Origin of the sequence: Wolbachia endosymbiont (group E) of Neria commutata (assembly GCF_964026735.1) — a bacterium.
GTDB lineage: Bacteria > Pseudomonadota > Alphaproteobacteria > Rickettsiales > Anaplasmataceae > Wolbachia.
This window is the reverse complement of sequence record NZ_OZ034692.1, coordinates 32,606-54,406: the sequence shown is the minus strand read 5'-3', so window position 1 is coordinate 54,406 and position 21,801 is coordinate 32,606. Positions and strand designations below refer to the sequence as shown.

At 33.0% G+C, this 21,801-nt stretch carries 17 protein-coding genes and 5 pseudogenes; 17 read left to right on the top strand and 5 right to left on the bottom strand.

The window, feature by feature from the left end; all coding sequences use genetic code 11:
• Nucleotides 1-24: 24 nt before the first annotated feature.
• Nucleotides 25-969 (bottom strand): annotated as a pseudogene (locus AAGD89_RS00270) (IS481 family transposase); the annotation flags it as partial.
• Between the two features lie 55 nt (nt 970-1,024).
• A pseudogene (locus AAGD89_RS00265) lies at nt 1,025-1,526 on the bottom strand (transposase family protein); the annotation flags it as partial.
• A gap of 223 nt (nt 1,527-1,749) precedes the next feature.
• Here AAGD89_RS00265 and AAGD89_RS00260 point away from each other — a divergent pair.
• The 9 genes from AAGD89_RS00260 (at nt 1,750) to AAGD89_RS00220 (ending at nt 13,716) form a co-directional block, all read left to right on the top strand.
• Nucleotides 1,750-2,484 carry an NTP transferase domain-containing protein gene (locus tag AAGD89_RS00260; RefSeq protein WP_341808378.1) on the top strand — a complete coding sequence of 245 codons (735 nt, stop codon included), beginning with the start codon at nt 1,750-1,752 and terminating at the stop codon, nt 2,482-2,484.
• Between the two features lie 151 nt (nt 2,485-2,635).
• Nucleotides 2,636-3,592 carry an NAD(P)-dependent oxidoreductase gene (locus AAGD89_RS00255; protein WP_341808377.1) on the top strand — a complete coding sequence of 319 codons (957 nt, stop codon included), beginning with the start codon at nt 2,636-2,638 and terminating at the stop codon, nt 3,590-3,592.
• The gene (locus AAGD89_RS00250; protein WP_341808376.1) at nt 3,549-5,876 is read left to right on the top strand and encodes a glycosyltransferase; all 2,328 of its coding nucleotides are present in this window, start codon (nt 3,549-3,551) and stop codon (nt 5,874-5,876) included. The genes AAGD89_RS00255 and AAGD89_RS00250 overlap by 44 nt, the downstream gene beginning before the upstream one ends.
• Complete coding sequence (locus AAGD89_RS00245) at nt 5,837-7,531, top strand: WG repeat-containing protein (RefSeq protein ID WP_341808375.1); 1,695 nt, start codon at nt 5,837-5,839, stop codon at nt 7,529-7,531. The genes AAGD89_RS00250 and AAGD89_RS00245 overlap by 40 nt, the downstream gene beginning before the upstream one ends.
• 4 nt (nt 7,532-7,535) lie before the next feature.
• Nucleotides 7,536-8,519, top strand: a complete 984-nt coding sequence (locus AAGD89_RS00240; RefSeq protein WP_341808374.1) for a phytanoyl-CoA dioxygenase family protein — start codon at nt 7,536-7,538, stop codon at nt 8,517-8,519.
• Nucleotides 8,520-10,313, top strand: coding sequence for an ABC transporter ATP-binding protein (locus AAGD89_RS00235; protein ID WP_341808373.1), 1,794 nt, complete (start codon nt 8,520-8,522; stop codon nt 10,311-10,313). It begins immediately after the preceding gene.
• Nucleotides 10,297-11,346 (top strand): threonine aldolase family protein, encoded by a 1,050-nt coding sequence (locus AAGD89_RS00230; protein ID WP_341808372.1) that lies wholly within the window; start codon nt 10,297-10,299, stop codon nt 11,344-11,346. Before AAGD89_RS00235 ends, AAGD89_RS00230 begins: the two co-directional genes overlap by 17 nt.
• Complete coding sequence (locus AAGD89_RS00225) at nt 11,343-12,386, top strand: threonine aldolase family protein (RefSeq protein ID WP_341808371.1); 1,044 nt, start codon at nt 11,343-11,345, stop codon at nt 12,384-12,386. Before AAGD89_RS00230 ends, AAGD89_RS00225 begins: the two co-directional genes overlap by 4 nt.
• A gap of 118 nt (nt 12,387-12,504) precedes the next feature.
• Nucleotides 12,505-13,716, top strand: a complete 1,212-nt coding sequence (locus tag AAGD89_RS00220; protein WP_341808370.1) for an MFS transporter — start codon at nt 12,505-12,507, stop codon at nt 13,714-13,716.
• A gap of 2 nt (nt 13,717-13,718) precedes the next feature.
• Here AAGD89_RS00220 and AAGD89_RS00215 read toward each other — a convergent pair whose 3' ends face one another.
• Together AAGD89_RS00215 and AAGD89_RS00210 are read right to left on the bottom strand one after the other, a co-directional pair.
• Nucleotides 13,719-15,032 carry a UDP-glucose/GDP-mannose dehydrogenase family protein gene (locus AAGD89_RS00215; RefSeq protein ID WP_341808369.1) on the bottom strand — a complete coding sequence of 438 codons (1,314 nt, stop codon included), beginning with the start codon at nt 15,030-15,032 and terminating at the stop codon, nt 13,719-13,721.
• A gap of 23 nt (nt 15,033-15,055) precedes the next feature.
• Complete coding sequence (locus AAGD89_RS00210) at nt 15,056-15,931, bottom strand: DMT family transporter (RefSeq protein WP_341808368.1); 876 nt, start codon at nt 15,929-15,931, stop codon at nt 15,056-15,058.
• A 66-nt stretch (nt 15,932-15,997) separates the two neighbouring features.
• Here AAGD89_RS00210 and AAGD89_RS00205 point away from each other — a divergent pair.
• Nucleotides 15,998-16,359: pseudogene (locus AAGD89_RS00205) on the top strand (patatin); the annotation flags it as partial.
• A 245-nt stretch (nt 16,360-16,604) separates the two neighbouring features.
• On the opposite strand, the gene AAGD89_RS00200 reads toward AAGD89_RS00205, so the two are convergent.
• On the bottom strand, nt 16,605-17,549 hold the full coding sequence (locus AAGD89_RS00200; RefSeq protein ID WP_341808247.1) for an IS110 family transposase: 945 nt from the start codon (nt 17,547-17,549) through the stop codon (nt 16,605-16,607).
• Between the two features lie 216 nt (nt 17,550-17,765).
• Here AAGD89_RS00200 and AAGD89_RS00195 point away from each other — a divergent pair.
• The 7 genes and pseudogenes from AAGD89_RS00195 to AAGD89_RS00165 form a co-directional block, all read left to right on the top strand.
• Nucleotides 17,766-18,005: pseudogene (locus AAGD89_RS00195) on the top strand (hypothetical protein); the annotation flags it as partial.
• Nucleotides 17,992-18,456 (top strand): phage baseplate assembly protein V, encoded by a 465-nt coding sequence (locus AAGD89_RS00190; protein ID WP_341808367.1) that lies wholly within the window; start codon nt 17,992-17,994, stop codon nt 18,454-18,456. The pseudogene AAGD89_RS00195 and the gene AAGD89_RS00190, both read left to right, overlap by 14 nt.
• 7 nt (nt 18,457-18,463) lie before the next feature.
• On the top strand, nt 18,464-18,718 hold the full coding sequence (locus tag AAGD89_RS00185) for a PAAR domain-containing protein (protein ID WP_341808366.1): 255 nt from the start codon (nt 18,464-18,466) through the stop codon (nt 18,716-18,718).
• Nucleotides 18,719-18,766: 48 nt separating this feature from the next.
• Nucleotides 18,767-19,102: a GPW/gp25 family protein gene (locus tag AAGD89_RS00180; protein WP_341808365.1), complete on the top strand. Its 336-nt coding sequence runs from the start codon at nt 18,767-18,769 to the stop codon at nt 19,100-19,102.
• Complete coding sequence (locus tag AAGD89_RS00175; RefSeq protein ID WP_410541855.1) at nt 19,099-19,923, top strand: baseplate J/gp47 family protein; 825 nt, start codon at nt 19,099-19,101, stop codon at nt 19,921-19,923. Before AAGD89_RS00180 ends, AAGD89_RS00175 begins: the two co-directional genes overlap by 4 nt.
• The gene (locus AAGD89_RS00170) at nt 19,923-20,918 is read left to right on the top strand and encodes a phage tail protein (RefSeq protein ID WP_341808363.1); all 996 of its coding nucleotides are present in this window, start codon (nt 19,923-19,925) and stop codon (nt 20,916-20,918) included. Before AAGD89_RS00175 ends, AAGD89_RS00170 begins: the two co-directional genes overlap by 1 nt.
• A gap of 44 nt (nt 20,919-20,962) precedes the next feature.
• Nucleotides 20,963-21,796 (top strand): annotated as a pseudogene (locus AAGD89_RS00165) (transposase family protein).
• The last annotated feature ends 5 nt before the right edge of the window (nt 21,797-21,801 follow it).

Here is a 21,801-nt window from a genome sequence, read left to right as displayed (position 1 = left end):
ACCTGATTGTTGTTCTTGAATAATGTACAGTCCCAAAGTATGATAGTGTGGACTAAGTATAAATAACTCAGGAGATTTTGTCCACTGGTTGCATATAAATTCATAAGGAGTTAAACCTTTAAGAGTTTTAAGTCGCTTTGAATAATTGTAAGCCATAACAAAGTTATATAGGTGCTCTTTAAGTTGCTTATGTGATTTGTAGTAGTATTTCTTAACAGTGGCATCTTTAATGGTCCTATTCATACGCTCAACTTGTCCATTTGTCCATGGATGACTGATTTTTGTCAAGCGATGTTCAATACCATTTTCTTCGTAAACCCGATCAAATATATGTTTAAAAGCATGCTTGTGACGCACCTGATTGGTGAATTGTGTGCCATTGTCGGTAAGAACAGTGTGAATTTTATAAGGTAAAATTTTAATTAGATTGCACAAAAACTCAGCAGCTATGGTCTTTGTAGCACTTTTATGAAAGTCAACATAAGCAAACTTGAACATTCTGTCTATAGCAACAAATAGCTGTAATTTGCCTTCCTCTGTTCTAACTTCGGCGATATCAATATGAAAATAACCGATAGGATATTGCTTAAACTTCTTTTTGGCTTTTACCTCTCCTTCAACATCCGGCAACCTGCTAATATCGCGCCTTTGCAAACAACGATGCAAACTAGAACGAGTTAAATTAGGAATTGTTGCCTGCAAAGAATAAAGACAGTCGTCCAAAGGAAGAAGCGTATGTTTACGAAAAGCAACAATTATGGCCTTCTCCTCTTTGGTTAAAACTGTTGATCTTGGCTGCTTTGGACCCATTGCAACATCTTTAGTAAATGAGCGTTTTTTCCATCTTATAATGGTCTTTGGGTTCAAACTATAGCGCTCAGCAAGCTTTGCTATGCTCTCTTGACTATTTTGTATTGCTCTGCGAACTGCCTCTGTTGTTTTGGCGCACCCATGTAATATTTGTCCCATAATGACTCCTTAAATGATGATGATAGTATACCATCATACTTTGAGACTGCACACTTTTGCCATTTGAAAAAGACGTACAAATGATCTTTTTGCTCTTCTTTTCTGCGATCATTTGTGTTTTTATACTGTGCTTTTTCTTCTTTCCTGAATAAAATCGTTTTTGCTTTTTTGGGTCTTTCCACTGGAGTTTCTGTTGCATCAATCACTAAAACCTCATATTCCATATCGCTTTTTAGAAGTTCTTTTTGCCCTGGCAGCTTGCAGTCCGGATGTTTTACCAATGTATCTTCAATCCACTTTATTATTTTATAGGTCGTACTTTCGCTCATACCATAACTTCTACCAATGTGGAAATATGTCCGATATTCTCTCTTATATTCCAATGCCATAAGTAGCCTATCTTCTATACAGAGCTTGCTTTTACGCCCACTCTTTGCTTTTTTTCGTCTATCTTCTTCATCTAATATTTCTACCATCCTCTTGAAAGTTGCCTTCTTTACTCCTGTCAAACGCCGAAATTTTTCGTTATCTAGTTCCTTAGTTTCTTCATATCTCATACTTTTAAATGTATGATTTTATATTAATTTTTGCTCTTTTCCAATTTTGAAAGAAGTCTAGAGTATGCTATGCTTATTACAGACCTGATGTAGCTCTCAACTAAATTTATATCATTCCTTGTGTTGTTAGAAAGTCATAATCTGATCACACGCAGTATAGATATAGACTTTACAGCTTTTCAATTATTACTTAACTTATTCCTTGATCATTTATTAAGCCATGATGAATAATACATTGATAATATTAGCAGCAGGAAAAAGCAGTAGAATGGGTTCACAGTACTCAAAAACATTACACAAAGTAGGAAATTTTACCCTTTTAGAGCACATAATTCATAATGCAAAACCACTGAGTTTAAAAGGTCTATCAATTGTCATTAACAAGCCTGTTCTAAATGAGCTAGAAAGATTTAGTACTTTAAAAGATATAATTAACAAACATAACATAAAGTTAATAATACAAGAAGATATAACTGGTACTGGTACTGCAGTTAAAATTGCCATGGAAAATCTAGAGCAGTTACCTGATCAAGATATAGTTTTGATACAGTATGGAGACACTCCTTTTATATCTAGTAATACAATAATGAAAATGATTAATCACTTAAGAAATAACAATAAAAATTTAGTTCTTCTTGGATTCAATAGTCAAAACAAACAATATGGAAGATTAATCATTAATAGTGATAACAATGTTCAAGAAGTCCTAAAAAATGGAGATAAAATGCTTCTTGCAAACTCTGGGATAATGGTTTCATATGCTAAGGATCTTTATACTTTAGTGAAAGCAATAAAATTTAATGATTTGACCAATGAGTGCTGTCTTAATGATATAGTACCAATTGCGGCAAGTTATAATTTAGATGTAGGTTATGTAATGACTGATGAAAGAGAAGCAATGGGGATTAATAATAGAGAAGAATTAATTAAAGCTGAGCACTATTTTCAGAAAGTTTGATTAAAAAGCAGTCAATATTCCTCTTTAAAGTTTAACCTATAACTTAATTTAAGTTGACACTTGTTTTATACTAGTTTTATAATAGACGATATTTTTCAAGTCTTACTTGGAAAGTAGTAGGTGTTGGAGGTTTTTCTAGTAAGAAAGATATATGAGGATATTGATAACAGGTTCAGCTGGTTTGATAGGGTCAGCTTTAGTGGGAAAGTTAGAAAAGCAGGGTTATGAAGTAATTAACTGTGACATCAGGTTACGTGACAATCCATCAAGTTTTTTTTCGGAAGATATAATACCACTACTTACTAAGTGTACAGGGGTTATTCATCTAGCTGCAATTTCTAGGGTCGTACATGGTGAACTTTACCCTGAGTTGTGTCAAAAAGTTAATGTTGATGGTACAATGAAGTTCTTAGAATTATATAAGTCACTTCCACATAAGCCATGGCTTATCTATGCTAGCAGTAGAGAAGTATATGGAGAGCAAAATGAGCTACCAGTTACAGAGTCTGCTGATATTAACCCAATAAATAATTATGCTAAGGGTAAAGCATTTGTTGAAGAGCAGGTAACAAATTTGAAAAATTTTAACAATGTAGCAATATTACGTTTCTCAAATGTATATGGTGGTTTGCTGGATCATAATAGTAGAGTAATTCCTGCACTCTGTATCAATGCATTGAGAGGTGATCCGATTAGAATAGAAGGTGAAGAATGTGTTTTTGATTTTACCTATTTAGATGACGTGGTAGAGGGTATATACTTAGCTATTCAATATTTACAAAATGAAAAATCTTCTCTTCCCCCTATTCATCTTACTACTAATAACCCATGCAATTTAGAAAATTTAGCAAAAACTATATTAAAAGTTACAGGGAGTCATTCTAGAATTGATTTTTATCCTCCAAGAAATTTTGATGTAGCTAAGTTTTGTGGTGATTTTACTAGAGCTAAAGAGCTACTTGGTTGGTCTCCAAAGCATTCATTAGAAACAGGGTTAGGTAAATTTATAAAAAGTCTGAAAAATAATACACAAGAATATCCTAAAAATATAGATATGGTAATATATGAAAATATTAAAAGTTATTCATGGTTACCCTCCTTATTATAGTGCTGGTTCAGAGGTGTACAGCCAAACTCTTGCACATGAACTAGCCAATAACAATGAGGTACAAGTATTTACTAGGCAAGAAAATGTTTTCTTACCTGATTTTCACTATAGTACGGTGTTGGACTATAACCATAATGGTATCTTATTACATCTAATTAATATTAAATACCGTTGTAGATTCATTAGTGAAGAAATGGATACAGTATTCAAAAGTATAATAGGTGATTTTCAGCCAGACCTTATTCATTTCGGTCACCTTAATCACCTGTCTTTAACTCTACCAGAAGTTGCTTTTAAAGAAAATATACCTACAGTTTTTACACTACATGACTTCTGGTTAATGTGTCCACGAGGAAGATTTATTCAACGTAATTCTGAAGATTTATTACAGCTTTGTGATGGACAAGAAGATCAAAAATGTGCAATTCAATGTTATAAGGGGTACTTTACCGGAGATAAAGAGTTTATTGACTCAGATCTGAATTATTGGACACAATGGGTTGCAACTAGAATGAAGCAAACAAGAAAAGTAATAGACTATATAGATTACTTTATTGCTCCATCGAAATTCTTGATGGATAAATTTATTCAAGATTTTAATATTCCGATAAATAAAGTTTCTTATCTTGATTATGGTTTTGATCTAAACCGTCTTAAGAATAGAAATAGAGAACAAAAAGAGGAGTTTATTTTTGGTTATATTGGTACTCATACCCCTGAGAAAGGTGTGGATCTGTTATTGAAGGCTTTTTCTCGCTTACCATCTAAAGCAAAACTTAGAATTTGGGGAGCAGTAAGAGAAGAAACTAAAGCTTTAAAAGCAATTGCTAACCAGTTTCCACAGACAGTCAAAGAAAGAATAGAATGGATGGGAAGTTATAACAATGAAAATATAGTTACCGATGTATTTAATAAACTTGATGCTATAGTTGTTCCATCAATTTGGGGTGAAAATTCACCATTAGTAATACATGAAGCACAGCAACTTAGAGTGCCAGTTATAACAGCTAACTATGGTGGTATGGCAGAATATGTAAGGGATGAAATAAATGGATTATTATTTAAACATAGAGATATAAATAGCTTGTTAGAGAAAATGAAAGTTCTATCTACAAATCAGAAGTTATATAGTAAACTTACCCAAAGAGGTTATCTTTATACTAAAAGTGGTGATATACCTTCTATAAGTGAGCATACTGAGCAAGTTAACAAAATTTACCGTAATGTTGTTGCAAGTGAAGGTAAATCAGTACCTGTAAAACCTGGTCCTTGGAGAATTACTTTTGATACTAATCCAGATTATTGTAACTTTGCTTGTGTAATGTGTGAATGTTTTTCACCATATAGTAATGTTAAAGAGGAGAAGAAAGCCAAAGGGATAAAACCTAAGATAATGTCAATAGAAACTATCAGAAAAGTAATTACAGAAGCAGCTGGAACACCTTTGAAGGAAATAATTCCTTCTACTATGGGTGAACCTTTGATGTACAAGAATTTTGATGAAATAATAAATTTATGTCATGAATTTGGTCTAAAGCTTAACCTTACAACTAATGGTTCTTTTCCTATTAAAGGGGCTAAAAAATGGGCTGAACTGCTGATACCAATCTTATCTGATGTTAAGATTTCCTGGAACGGAGCAACTAAGGAAACTCATGAAAAGATTATGAAGGGTTCAAAGTGGGAAATAGTAACAGAAAATCTAAAAATCTTCCTTAATGTTCGGGATAAATACTTTAATGATACAGGTAAGAGATGTACTGTTACTCTACAATTAACATTTTTAGAGAGTAATTTGCATGAACTTCATGATATAGTTAAGATGGCTATAAAAAATGGCATAGACAGAGTAAAAGGGCATCACCTTTGGGCACATTTTAAGGAGATTAAGGATCTATCTATGAGAAGAGATGGATTGGCAATTGATAGATGGAATGCAGAGGTAAGGAGGTTGTATGAACTTAGGGATAATATGTTGTTACCAAATGGTAAAAAGATAAAACTAGAGAATTTTACGATTCTCTCTCAAGAAGGTATTAAGGATTTAGCTCCAGGTGGTCAATGTCCATTTTTAGGTAAAGAAGCATGGATAAACAATGAAGGAAAATTTAGTCCTTGCTGTGCTCCAGATGAACTACGCAAAACATTAGGAAATTTTGGTAATGTTAATGAAGTTAAACTTGAAGGAATATGGCAAAGTAGTGAGTATCTAAGATTACAAAAAAATTATTTAAACTATGAATTATGCAAAACATGCAACATGAGAAAACCATTAATCAATTAGTCAAAGATAATAAATATCTTAGATCTATTAAGGTTTCGCCCTGTGGAAGGTTTCACCAATTGTCAGAGAGTCCTCTGTACGAAAATAGGTTTACAAAAGTTGATAAATTTCACGAGCCAGGACTTGCACCAGTTTATGACAATACTGGCGCTTATCACATTGATATCACAGGAGAAACAATTTATTGCAACAGGTTTTTAAAAACTTTTGGTTTTTACTACAATAGGGCAGCTGTAGAAGATGAAACAGGATATTACCATATCGATCCATCGGGATGTAAAGTATACAAGCAGCTATATCAATGGGTTGGAAACTATCAGGAAGATATTTGTGTAGTCAGAAAACATGATAAATTTTTTCATATCGATTTAGATGGTAAAAGAATTTATCAAGAAGAATATGATTATGTCGGAGATTTTAAGGATGGCATTGCTGTAGTTTATAAAGATGGTAAAGCTACACATATTAATCATCATGGAAAGTTAGTACATAATAAATGGTATAAAAAGCTTAATGTTTTTCATAAAGGGTGTGCTATTGCAGAGGATCAGAATGGCTGCTTTCATATAGATATCAATGGTAATCCTGTTTACCAGCAAAGATTTAAAATGGTCGATGCATTCTATAACGGCATGGCAAAAGTTGAGACTTTTGAAGGTACACTAGGACAAATCGATATTACAGGCAATATAAAATGTAGTATTTTTACTTTAAGTCAAGAATCTCAAGTACACAAAATTTCTGCAGAACTGTCTGGATTTTGGAAAACTTACCTAATAAATGTTGCAATTGAACTTGATCTGTTAAATATTTTACCTGCAACTATACAAGTTTTATCTCAGAAATTGAATATTGTTGCATCAAATCTAGAAAGGCTGCTTAGGGCATTGTGGACAATAGCGTTTATCGATTACGATAAGGATAATGACTTATGGCAACTATCATCAAAAGGTAAGTTCTTCAAGGAAATACCATTCTTATCTAACGCAGCGATCATGTGGGCAAGAGTTGCTGCTGAAAAGAATTGGTTGCAAATCTCTGATATATTAAGGCAGAAGTCAATATCTTCATTTGAATCTTTTAAAGAAAAAGAAACATCAGAAAGCAGGAAAATCAAGTTTTATCAGGCATTGCTTGGATATTCTGTACTTGATACTAAAGAGTTTAATGTTAAAGTTAATATAGATAACGCTAAAAATATATTGCTGTTTGGTGTACACTCTTTATTTCTTGCTTATTCCAATATACACAATAAGGATTCTATAGGCTTATATTATTATAACGAACATAAAGTACCTAGACAGATAGTAGAAAATTTAAAAGTCAAGCTTATCAGCCAAGAAGAATTATTAGCTATAAACTGTGAGTTAGGTGTCTTTTGTCGCTTTTTACAGCATTACGATGATAATAAAGTACTATCTTATTTAAGGTTAGTTAAAGATAAAGGAATATCACGCATTTTATTAATAGAAACTATCTTAGGTTACCATTCTCCAGTAGGAGGCTCTGTGGATATTAATATAATGGTTGAAACAGGAGGTAAACTAAGAACATTAAGTGGTTGGGAAAAAATACTAAAGCAAATAAAGGGATTCAAGATTTTTGATGTTGTTCCTTTAACAGATTATTTATCAGTTATTGATTTCAGGTGTTAATCATATGGAAATACTGCAAAAAAATGGTTTCTTTATTATCAAAAACCTTGTCCCTTTAGAATTAATCACTCAGTCTTTAAATGATATAACAAATACCATATCAAAATTATCTCAAGAATTAGGTGTTTCAACTTCTGACTATTTAAACTGCACTGGAAGATGGGGAATATCATCTCAAGTAACTAGAATTATATCTCAAATATTAGATGAAATTATTAAAAATTATCTTAAAAAGTTACTTCAATGCCAGATCCTGCAGAAGAAATCAAATATTATATGTAAAACTGCTGATTTAATAGATGCAGTTCCATTCCATCAGGATATCTCTTATAGCTTTAATGATCCTTATCATTTTTCTGTTTGGCTAGCTTTGAATAATGTTAACGAAGCTTCAGGTGTACTGCAAGTTATAGAAGATAGTCACAATTGGAAAATACAGCCTTTAGTTGATTTTTGGCATCCATACTTTTTTGATCAATACTCTGAGGATCGAAAAGATTACAAAATTAAGTCACTACCTATCTCAGCAGGAGACGCAATAGTTTTTGATTCACGATTATGGCATGGTAGTGATAAGAACATAGATGCTCAAGATAGGTTTGCTTATGTAACTAGATGGGTTGTAAAAGATAAAAATCTTCCATGTGTACCTAAACCTCAGCCTTCGGTTTTTGGTATATTAAATTGTGGTGAATTAACAGAATCTATACTAAGAGAATACTTATCATTATCTGACCAACAGGAAAGTAAAAAAAGTATGGAAGAGCTGATTAAGAGCTGGTTAGCTTTTCTTACAGATGCAACTACAAATATTTTTGAAGTTAACACTGCTGAAGCTAAGCAAGATTTATATAAGTTACTTATCCTAAATCAAGCGTCAGCACTACATGATGCTGGAGACATCTCAGGAAAAATATACAAGAATTTATGGTTTTCACTACTTGTATTTCTCAATAAAAAAGTCAATGTGGTAGAGCTAGCATTATAAATGAACAAAAGTAGAACTAGTAATTTCAAGTATATATTAGTGTTTATTTTAAGTATGTTGTCCAAGTTTAAGCTCAACGTGCTTATAATGCTTATAATTGCTTTGGTAGTGGCTATCGATTTATCCTTTAGAAAGTACCTAGTAAAAGATATCTTAGATACAGCTGTAAAATATCAAGAAGGTAATGTGATTGAAAATCTCTTATTACCTGTAAGTGCTTACATTTTTATGGCATTACTTATCACTACCGCTTTTAGATTCTATGGTTACTTTGTTGATATTCGAATGTTCACCTCACTGCGTCAAAAAATAGCCGATATGTCTTTTTATAGTCTACTTCAGCAAGACCATTCCTATTACCAGAATAATCTATCTGGAAGTTTAGTATATAAGGCTAGTAACTTAATGGATAGTGTAATAGAGTTAATAAGATTGTTTATAGACTGTTTCTTCAGTTATAGTATAGCATTAATCTTAGCTATTTATACTTTATCACTAGTAAATATAAAGTTTGCAATAGCTACATTTACTTGGATAAGTATTTTTACTTTAATTTCAATTTTCAGCTTTGGAATACTTACTGGGTTAGCTGATAATCATTCTAAGCGAAGTTCACAAGTTATAGCCAGCATAGCTGATAGTATTTTAAACATTATATCAATAAGGTTATTTTCTCAGCAAGCGTATGAGAGACGTAAATTTTCTTACATATGCAAAGAAAAGACCTTTTCAGAAAGAAAATTACAATGGGCATACTTTTGGCTTTGGCTTGTATATGGCTATTCATTTGATCTACTACAAGCAGTAAGTTTATATTGTTTAATTCATGATTATCAATTGAACAAGATTGCAATAGGGGATATTGCACTTGTACTTGGAATTAACATATCTATTGTAGAGTTTCTCAATCATTTAACTAGAAACCTTACTCAATTTTCTGCTCACTACGGCAAGGTTTTAGATGCATTACCAATCTTAGCCATTATGCCAGAAATTCAGGATAAACAAAACGCTAAGAGATTAACTGTAGTAAACGGAAAAATAATATTTAATAATGTTTATTTTTCTTATGAAGATAAGGAACCATTATTTCAAAATTTTTCAATTACCATTAAATCTTGTGAAAAAGTCGGATTAGTTGGTTATTCTGGTGGTGGTAAATCTACTTTTATAAACTTAATCCTAAGGTTATTTGATGTCAAAAAAGGTAACATACAGATTGATAACCAAGCAGTATCAGAAGTTATACAGAGTTCTTTGAGGCAGCAAATCTCTGTAATACCCCAAGACCCATTATTATTTCACGATACTATTTCAGCAAATATCATGTACGGTAATCCTCTATCTACTAACGAAGAAATGATAAAAGCTGCTAAACTAGCTGGTATTCATGATCTTATTATGACTTTGCCTGATCACTATAAAACTATAGTTGGAGAAAAAGGTATCAAGTTGTCCGGAGGAGAAAGGCAAAGAATAGTTATAGCAAGGGCATTTCTAAAAAACGCTCCGATATTATTTCTCGATGAGCCAACTAGTCAGTTAGATTCTATAACAGAGAAGACAATTCAAATGAGCTTATTTAAATTAATGGAAAATAAAACTACCATTACTATAGCACATCGTATTTCTACACTTTTACACATGGATCGAATCCTAGTATTCGACAAAGGAAAAATTGTACAGGATGGCAAGCATTTTGAACTAGTTTCCAGGCAAGGTCTTTATAAAGAGCTTTGGGATGCACAAATTGGATGTCTATATATCAAAAAAAACAATGAAGAAAACTATTGATCTTAGAAGTGATACTACAACGTTACAAAGCAGAGATGTTATACATGCAATAAGTAATGCAACTGTTGGAGACTTTGCTTACAATGAAGATAAAAGCTGTAATGATTTATCAGAATATTGTAAGCAGTTATTCAATGTAGAAGAAGCATTGTTTGTCACTAGTGGTATGCTTGCAAATAGGTTAGCTATTGCTAGTCAAACGAGTCCTGGTGATGAGCTGATCACTCATTATAATTATCATGTTAATTTTTTCGATAGTGCAGGCAATGCAAAAGTAAATAACATAGTGTTTAACTGTATTAGGAATAGTAGTGGAATATTAGATGTTAATGAAGTAGAATATGCTATTAATTCTAAGCCGAGATATAAAATTTTTGCTCAGGTGAGTTTGGTTTCTATAGAAAATAGTATAAACGGCTTTAATGGTAAAATTTACCCTTTTGAGAAACAAGTAGAATTATATAACTTCTTAAAAGCTTATAATATAAATCTTCATTTAGATGGTGCAAGAATATTGAATGCTCATATTGAAACAAATGTTTCTTTAGCTGATTATGCTAAGCACGTTGATACAATGAGCTTTTCTTTTACTAAGGGACTTGGGGCTCCTTTTGGTTCAATGCTTATGGGTAAAAGAGAGATAATTGAAAAGGCTAAGAAGTTACAAGTTTGGTTGGGTAGTAGTTATCATCAGATTGGATACTATGCTAATGCAGCAAAATACGTACTTCAGAGTAATGTGCTTAGGCTTAAAGAAGATAATGAGCTCGCTAAATTGCTTGCAGATAAAATTAAGGAAATTCCATATATCAAGCTAATACTGCCTTATCCAGAAACTAATATAGTAAGCTTTAGTATAAAAGAACTCAACGTGACTAATGAAGTTTTTTTGAGCAAGTGTCAAGCTTATGGTTTACTTTTGTTTCCTTGGCTCGAGTCTCATATAAGAGCAGTCATCCATTTAGGCATAGAAAAGGCAGATATCATAAACGCTACTGAAATTATAGAGGAGGTTGTATTCAATTTGGTATGAAAATAAAAATAGATTTCTTTAGTGATTCAAATACTAATCCTTCAATTGAGATGAGGGAAGTAATGGCTAAAGCAAAAGTTGGAAATGAAGCTGCATGTGAGGATCCGACAGTAAATGAATTAATAGAAGCCACATGTAAAATACTAGGTAAGCCAGCAGGAATATTTTTAATTTCGGGAACGATGTGTAATGTGATTGCTTATAAAGTACATATTCAAAGACCAGGTGATTATCTTATACTTGATGAGACTTCACATCCATTAATAGTTCAATCTGGATTAATTGCAGCTCAGGCACATGCAACTCCTTTACCTATTAAAGGAACGAGAGGAATATTTACTGAAGGCCAAATTATGGACTTTATTATTCGTCCTAGCCTAAGAAATGTCCCAAAAGTTGGGTTAGTATCTATTGAACAAACAACAAATTTTGGTGGTGGGGCTGTATGGCCTCTAAAGTACATTCAAGAAATTTCAAGTCTATGTAAAAAAAATAACGTGTTTACTCATTTAGACGGTGCAAGATTATTTAATGCTTGTGCTCATACTAAAATTCCTCCGAAAAAGTATGCAAGTTACTTTGACTCTGTATTTATTGATTTTAGCAAAGGACTAGGTGCCCCTATAGGAGCAGTGTTAGTTGGAAGCGAAGAATTTATAGAGAAAGCCTGGTACTATAAATTTCAAATTGGTGGAACTATGCATCAAGCTGGAATTATTTCAGCTGCATGTTTATATGGTCTACATAATAATGTAAACTCTTTAGAAGAAGATCATAAAAAAATGCAGTACCTTACAGAAGGCCTGAGTTCTATAGATCAAGTTATAATCGATACTGACATTTACAAGACTAATATAGCGTATTTCTCATTACATACTGATTCTATGTCTATTCAGAAATTCATAGATACACTGATAACTAATTATGGAATTAGAATGGCTAACATAAGAGGTAAGATCAGAGTTATAACACATAGAGATATAAGCTATGAGGATATTAATACAACTGTATCTACTATAAGGAAAATACTAAGTGAATAATTTCCATCGTTATTAATATTCTACAGTAACAGTTTGCAAATTCCTTGTAATACTATATTATACCCAATATAGTATTATGCTAATTATTGTATAATTTGTCATAATTTTGGAAATAGGTGTGAACTGTGTATTCTTTCAGTATCTGCTATTTTTTTGTGGATATGTGCTACTTTATTTATCAAGACAAAGTATACCAATTGCCCTACCATTGTTAACAGATACTGAATCCATAAACCATGTAAAATTAAGCTATTTTTTTGCATGCTTTTCTTTTTTTTATGGAGTTTCAAAATTTGTTAATGGGATAATAATGGACTTTAAAAATCATCCGTTATTTATGTTTGGGCTATGCAATATTGTAACTGGATTATCAACTATTGGTATAGTTTTATTATATCATAACTTAACCTTGTTACTGTTAACATTGATATTATTAGCTTGTGCGCAAGGAGTAGGCTGGCCAGCTATTACTAAGTTTATGGTTACAAATTCTAGTCTCTCTTCAATTGCATCATTGTGGGGAGTTATGAGTGTATCTCAACAACTTGGCTCTTGCCTTACTTTAATTGCGTTACCGAGCATAATTAAAATATATGGTGCAGAAAGTGCATTTTTATGTTCTGGCCTTCTATGTTTACTTTTTGGAATTTATATAACATTAAAAGCGTACCACGAGAAAAAGTATCATCTTGCTATTTATAAAATACAGAAACCCCACATTTGCATAAGAGTGCCAAATCCTATATGGTTTTTATGTTATGCTACTTTTTGCACTTATATTATTAAAATGGGAATCTTTTTTTGGTTTCCTATAATTTTGAAAGATAGATTACAAATTTCTCTTTTACAATCCTCATTAATAACAGGTGTATATGATTTAGGTGGAATTCTTGGAACTTTAATCACTGGGAAAGTTAGCGATATGTATTTCTCTCAAAATAGAAGCTTGCTGGCATTACTTTACATGTTAAGCATAGCACTGACTTTTATTGCAATGAACTTTTGCCAAAACGTAGTTCTTATGAGTTTCTGGGCAGCTCTATCAGGATTTTTTATATTTGGAATACAAGTACTAACAGGTGTCATAGCTGTGGATATTGCCCCACAAAATAATGTATGTACAATTGTAAGCTTGACAGGGTTATTTGGATATATTGCAAGTTCAATATTTTCATGTGTAGTTTTAGGGTTACTGGTGGAATATTTTGGTCACAACATGATGTTCACATTCTTTTTTATTTGTTCTGCTGTTGCATCTGTTTGCTTTTACATATTATCAAGCAAAAATTCCAAACAACTACACAAAGTTAATATAAAGAGCATCTCTTAATGTTAGACTTCGCAGATAAGCTTAGCCTTTTTGCCTATAGAGTAAACATTGTAACCGTACCTTAGCAATAGTTCATTATCTAACAAGTTACGAAAGTCAAAAATATTAGGTGTAGCCATAATATCTTTTAAAATTACAAAATCTTGATTTTTAAACTCTTCCCATTCTGTTAACAACAACAATGCTTCTGCATCTTTTGCAGCTTCTGTAGCATTATTGGTATACTCTATGTCCCCTAGAACTTGCTTGGCATTATTCACTCCAACTGGATCATATGCAATAACTTTAGCATTATCATTAACTAATAGTTTTGCAATAGCTATAGCTGGGCTGTTCCTTACATCATCAGTACCAGATTTAAATGTTAACCCCCAGATTGCTATTTTTTTATTTTGTACACCATTTAGCACAGTCTTTATCTTTTTAGCAATGTTAATGATATGATTATAATTGGATTCATTTACAGAGTGTAAAATTTGTAATCCTACATTACGCTTTTCCGCAAGTCTTATTAAAGCTGATATGTCTTTAGGAAAACAAGATCCTCCAAAACCTGGCCCAGCTTTTAAAAATTCTTTGCTTATCCTGTGATCCATCCCTATACCGTTAGATAAAAGATCAATGTCTGCTCCTAATGCTTCACATAAACCTGCTATCTCATTTATAAGAGCAATTTTTGTAGCTAGAAAGGCATTAGAGGCATACTTTATCATTTCAGCAGTAACTGTATCAGTGACTATTAACGGAATATTTCTATCTGTGAATGACCTATATATAGCTTCTAGCTTTACTCTAGCTCGCTTGTTTTTTACTCCTATTATTATTCGATCTGGATGTAAAAAATCTGATACCGCAGAGCCTTGCTTAAGAAATTCTGGATTAACTCCAACATCACAGTTATAGCCATCGTTAAGTAAATAATTATATATATTTTCTGTAGTACCAGGAGGAACCGTTGACTTTATAACTATTAAGCAATCTTGATTGATTTTCTTAGAAACTTCACTTACTGAGTTATATACACTCTTTAGATCTGAATTTCCTAGAGAGTCTGATGGAGTGCCTACAGTTATAAATACCACCTCTGTATTAGGATTTATTTGAGAATACGAATCGAAAAATCTGATCCTTTGTAACTTTATATTATTCTCTAAGTAATCTACTAATCCAGGCTCATATATAGGAATTTCTCCTGATCTTAACAAACCAATCTTTTTAGTATCCATGTCAATACAATCAACATTATGACCATGTTCTGATAACATAATACCAGATACTAAACCTACATATCCTACTCCTATAATGGTTACATACATCTTATAAATACCTCTATAAAGTTTTACTTAATACCTTTGATTGTTTTGCTTTCTGAATAAGCTATAAATAAAGTTGATAGTATTAATATTACAATACCATAAAAAGCACTTCTATCAGGTAGTTCATTAAATATAACATATGCTACTATTGCAGAAATTATTAACTCTACGTACCTATATGGTGCAAGAGCAGTCGCATCAACAAAGGTAAAAGCCTTTAATATGAAAAACAGAATTAGATTTGAATTAACCCCTAAAATAAATAGCAGAACTAATTCTAACAAAGAAGGCATATGCCAATAAAATAGCAAAGGTATAGTGGAAAAAATAGTTGTTGTTAGAGCTGAATAGAATAACATACTTATTACTGATTCCTTGATCACAAGTTTCTTATTAAGTATGTCTAATATAGCAAAGATGAATGCAGATACAATAAAAATAAGAATTTTAGGGTCGCAATCTTTACTATAAGCTTTTGTAGTAATAACAATACTGGCAAAACCAATAATAGTTACTATCCATCTTTGCCAAATTATATTCTCATTTAGTAAAGGAGTTGCAAGAAGTATAACAAATAATGGTATAGAAAAACTGATAATTGTTGCAGTAACTATTGGCAAAATATTCAACCCATAGGTCCACAAGGTCATTGCACAGAACAGCAATATACCTCTAGTTATTTGAATAGATACTTGACTTGTTTTAAAAGTCTTTATTCCATAGTAAAACATAAAAGGTATAAGAGTAATAGTGCTGAATAAAAAGCGGAAAAAAATTACTTCAAAACTTTGTAGGTATAAACCTAGGTATTTTGATATAGCATCATTAGCCACGCTGCTAAGTAAGCTGAGTATAAACCAGACAACTCCAACAAAATAAGCTTTTAATCTATAATCCATAACAATTCCTACAGCAGATTTTTACATATATAACCTTACTGTAAAAAGGTTTAAAGTGCTATATTTTACTCTAGCTGTTATTTAAACTATTTCAAAAGTAAAAAAGGAGCAGACATACAAGACCACTTCGTAGAAGCAGCACCAACATATTTTGCCCCTAAACTTCTAAAAATTAATCAAATAAGTAGAGTCTTAGTTGACGGAGGTGTTTTTGCCAATAATCCAGCCGCATGTGCATACGCAAACAGCAAGAAACTATTTCCCTGATGATGATATAGTACTGCTTTCAATTGGTACCGGCCATGTATCTAGCCCTATTAAATATGTTAACTCAAAGAAACTTAGGAAAGATAACTTGGGTAAAACCACTACTGAATGTAATGTTTGCCTCGGGACTTGACTGTGTCAACTATCAATTGAGTCAGATCAACTATGTTTTTTAAAATTTTTTGAATTTAGTCTTATTACAACTTTTGTTTATAATTTTGTATTCTTATTCAATTGAAAAATGTATTTTTGACAATAAAAACCCTAATTTATCATAGAAAAATTTTATATCAAACAACAGTTACTGCTTAGATCTTGTGATTAACGAATATGTGCATAAGTACTTAAAATGTGTGGGGACGTACTTACACACATATTCGTTAACCTATTTTCTATGCAGATTTTTTTAATTCACATTAACTGCTTCTTTAAGCCTCGCATTGGCAATTACTATGATTTTTCGCATTAGAGCTGTTATAGCCACCATCTTCTTTTTACCTCTACCAATAAGATCAGAGTAAAAAGCACCAAGCGCAGATTTGGATCTTGCGGCAGCCATTGCAGCCGTAAAAAGCTTTGCACGAACATTGCTTCTACCACCTGTTATCCTTCGGTAACCAATAGTTTTACCACTTTCTTTTGGATGCGGGGCAACTCCAGCAAGACTTGCAACTTCTTTTTTGTTTAAGTAGCCAAGTTCTGGCATCAAGCATACAAAATCTTGAGATAACTTGATACCTATTCCTGGTACCGTTCTAAGGATTTTTTGGCGCTTTTGTAACTCTGGATTTTCATCAATAATTTTTTGCATGGTATCGTTGAGCTCATTTATCTGACTGTTAAAAAAGTCGATTGTTTTTTGGCAACTTTCTTTTATATGGTCGTTTTCAGGTGCTGCAAGCCTACATTTCTCTTGAGCTCTCATTTGCGTAATGTCATCACGGCGTTGACAAAGTGCAACTAAGGCTGTTTGTTCTTTTGACATAGGCACAAATAGAGATAGAGTACTATAGCGTTCACATCCATATTGAGCAAGAGCTCTTGCATCTGATTGATCAGACTTTGCTAAAGTTCCATGAGATATGACAAAGCTTTTTACTTTGCGAGTATTAGCTCGATGTACAGCAACATCCTTATCAACAAGAAAATGTGCTAAACCAAGCTCATATTTTCCAGTGTTTTCCAGAGTTACTAAAGAATTAGGTAAGATATTTGAAAAATCTTGAAACAATTGTTGCCAACCAGCGGCATTATTATCAAACTTGATAATGTTCTTTTGGTTGTGAGCTGCAGCAACATTTTTAAATTTTCCTATATCAATTCCAATAAAATTTTGATAAGATGTAATCATAATAACCTCGATAGTTTAATTAATTTAAGATTGTAAACGGGTACATACATATGTCCCATGCAACTATTCAAACGTATCGAGAGATAGGGCTAGTGTACCTTGATCTGAACGGCTGTAATACCAATTATTGGTCGGTCGCACACGCCCGTGATAGCCCTATTCCTATAGTTAGTAGGGTTATCCTCTCTCTTGTTTCTTTTATATCATATTTTTAACTTACAATTATTGGCTAGCGAAGTTGCAAGAGTGGTAAATAAAAATACCTGGAACGTAGAAAATATTTCACCAGCAGAATTTATATTGGCGGAAATTGATGGATTTAGGCCTGAGCTGGATGCTTATCTTGTTTGGCTGGTAGATTGGATCCATGAAATACATGTTGGTGAGTCAGTTTGGGCAGAAGGTGATATTAGGCCACATATTATAGAGATAGGTGAAATTAGTGTTGGAGAATAATTTTGCTATTGCAGAGTTACAGAGAAAATTAGCTAATATTGTCCGTATTGGGCTAGTCAAAGAAATAGATTATGAAAAGGCAAAGGTAAGAGTGAAGATAGGAGAATTTCTAACAGATTTTCTTCCATGGATAACAACTAGAGCAGGAGAAGATAAAACCTGTTCCCCCCTAAGCATAGAAGAACAAGTAGTTGTATTATCGCCACTGGGTGAATTGTCGCTTGGGATTGTATTACCCGCAATTTATCAGCAAAAATACCCTCCTCCGGAATGCCGAGAAACTGCTCATACTTTTGAGTTTCAAGATGGAAGCAAAGTATCATACAACAAAGAAAATCATCATTTAGAGATCACTGTAGCAGATAAAATCACTCTAAAAGTGGGAAAATCAGAAATAGAAATGACTAAAGATGGAATAAAGCTTAAAGCAAATAGAATAGACTTAAATTGAGGGCAAAGTGGCTAAATCAGTTGTATGCTTAGGAGACTACTGTGCAGAGCCTTTACCCCACTTTTGTGTCAGTGGGAGCTTAAATGTTTTTGTAAATGGTAAGTCCGTTTGTCGCCAAGGAGGTAATTTTACGGAGGGCAAAATATTAACAGAAGGATCAAGCACAGTATTTGCCAATGGGTTTGGTGTTGGAAGAAGTGGAGACTTAGCCTCATGTGGTTTTAGAATGACAACTGGTAGCTGGAATGTCTTTTCTGGGTAAGGACGTGAAACTCTTGCGACATGTTGCGACAATTAAGAGGTCTAACTTATGCGAGGAATGAACAGCAAAACGGGAAAAGAATTGGAAGGAATAGACCATCTTAAACAATCAATTATTGATATATTAACCACACCAATTGGTAGTAGAGTAATGCGAAGAAGCTATGGGTCGAGATTGTTTGAGTTAGTTGATCAGCCAATAAATAGAGAATTTACACTTGAAATTTATGCAGCAACCGCAGCAGCATTAGAAAAGTGGGAAAAAAGATTTAAATTAGAAAAAGTGAAAATAACAGAAGTCAAAGAAGGAAAAGTAACGCTCGATCTTGAAGGAATCTACTTACCAAACAACGAAAATATTTTGCTTAAAGAGATTATTATATGAAGACGCAACAACCGAGTTTTTCTCGACAGTTCAGTTGCGAGGAAATCTTTTCATGTATGAAGGAGGAATTAATACGTAGAGACCCAACGTTTTCAGCGCTTATAGAGAGTGATCCAGCGGTAAAGGTAATGGAAGTAGCAGCTTGGCGAGAATTATTATTAAGGCAAAGGATAAATGAAGCAGCAAAAGCAAATCTACTAAAATTTGCAACTGAAAACGACCTTGACCACTTAGCTGAGTTTTACGGAGTTGAGAGAAATAAGGAAGAAGGTGATGAAGCTTTTAGAAAGAGAATCAAAGCAAGAATAGTAGGATGGAGTACAGGTGGAAGTAGAGAACATTATCGCTTTCATGCACTATCTGCTGATACCAGAGTTAAAGATGCACTGGTTGAATCACTAATACCTGGAAGTGTACAAATTTCAGTATTATCCACAGAGTTATCAACAGGTGGGATACCTTCGGAAGATCTGCTAGATACTGTAAGAAAACAAGTTAATAGGGATGATATTCGTGTTCTAACCGATACAGTAACAGTTGTGAGCTGCAATATTATTCCTATAGATATTTATGCCAAAATTAGTATCGGCGCTATGACATCACAGGACATTGTTGAAACAGCGAAAAAACAATTTATTGAAAAGTTTGAATCAGTAAAAGGTTTAGGTTGGAACGTAACAAAGTCTTGGATAATTGCTAACCTTTTTGTTGAAGGAGTAAGCAATATTGAGTTGATTGAGCCAAAAGAGAACATTGTTGTAAAGGGAAATGAATGTGTTTGTTTAGGCAATCTAGAAGTCGAATTAATGGGTAGAAACTAATGCTACTGCCACCAAATTCTACAAAACAAGAAAGAGCATTAGTTGAAGCAATAAATTATATAGTTGATCCCAATTGCATAAAAGGATTTAAATTTAGCTTAGGGGAAAAAATATTACCCTGGCTGATTGAAGAGTATGGACTCGGAGAAATGTTATCGTGGGTAAAGGATAAGAAGAAAGCTATAAAAGAAGGAGTAAAATTTCAAAGATTAAGGGGAACGCCAGCATCGCTAAAAATAGCGCTAAAATGGGCAAGTATAGAAGACATTACAATTATTGAAGAACCTCCAGGAAAACACTTTTTTGAATTGCAAGTTGGAATAAAAGATGTTCCAAATAATTTTTTTGTAGATGCGGTTGTAGAACTGGCAAAACTTTCACTACCTGCAAGATCCAGGTTAATGAGGATTTTTAATGACCATTATAACGTGCAAAGGTTTATATTGAATGAGAGTCATTTTGGAAGCTTGTTGTCTGATTATTCTGGTGTAAAGGTTGAAAAAGGAGGACCAGTGCTTTCATTTGGCCGGAAAAATTCATTTGAGCTGAAAGCTTCCAGTCCAAGTTTTAAGTTTAGTACATTTCGTTTTCATTATGAGCAAGTATTAAGTAATGATTTATATAGGCTGGACGTTGCAATCCTTGGGGAAACAGAGCCACATACAAAGAACTATAATAGCATATATGAGCGAGACCACCTGTGGTATAACTTTAAAGCACTTTATCCTGAACCACAAAGTTTGTTGCCAGAAATTAAGTTTGCTAAAGCACAAATAGTGTTATCTGATAGTTGGAAGTTAGGAGAGATAAATAGCTGCTTTCCTGTTTGCTATAATGAGGAGATAGGAGATAAATTTACTTTAGGCAGTAGTAAGCTTTCAGAACAACTGTGGAACTTTAAATACACGCCAATTTTAGAGCGGTTCAGGATAACTTATCATTATGAAGCAAAGAATTTTACTAGACCCCCTGCAAAACAAGCAAAAAACAGATGAAAAACATTAAAAAGCGTATAAAATGAAAATTTTAGAAGAGTAAAATGGCAATAAGTTACGTGAAAATAGCAAGAACACCATATGTTTTTAGACAATTGACAGGGCTCACAACATCTGAATTTGAAAAAATTGTGGCAAAAGTGCGTCCAGAGTGGGAAAAAATGGAGGCGAAAAAGAAATGTCACGGAAGAAAATCGCATGTTGAGGAGCTAGAAGACAGGATTTTATGTGTTCTAATTTATTACAGAACGTACATAACGCATCCATTTTTAGGGTTTTTGTTTAATTTGCACAACTCAAATATTTGCCGACTTTTTAAGAAAATGTAGCCATTATTGGCCAAAAAAATTACTATAAAAAAGGATAGAACGCTGACGCCAGAAAGGATTTTAAAAATTTTAGCAGACGTCACAGAGCAACCGATACAGCGGCTGAAAGACAGCAAAAAACGTAAGAAAAGTTACTCAGGAAAAAAGAAAACAACCACGATGAAAACCGAAATTGTGATTGAGGAAAGTGGACAAATTTTGTCGGTTTCAAAGTCACATCGAGGCCGAATGCATGATTTTCGCATAAGAAAACAGGAAAAATTGTTGCCCAAAGATAGCATAAAATATGCTGATTCTGGCTATCAAGGTTGGCAAAAACTGCAGAAAAACGTTGTGATTCCGTACAAAAAACACCGTAAAAAGCCACTAACGGAGGAGCAAAAGGAGCATAATCGGAAGCTGCCATCGTTCAGGATGCGTGTGGAAAATAAGATTCGCGAGATCAATGTTTTTAAGATTATGTCAAATATTTACAGAAATTTTCAGAAGAAATACAACATGAGATTTAATATTATTGCGGGTATTGTGAACTTGCGGCATAGTTTTTAATAATT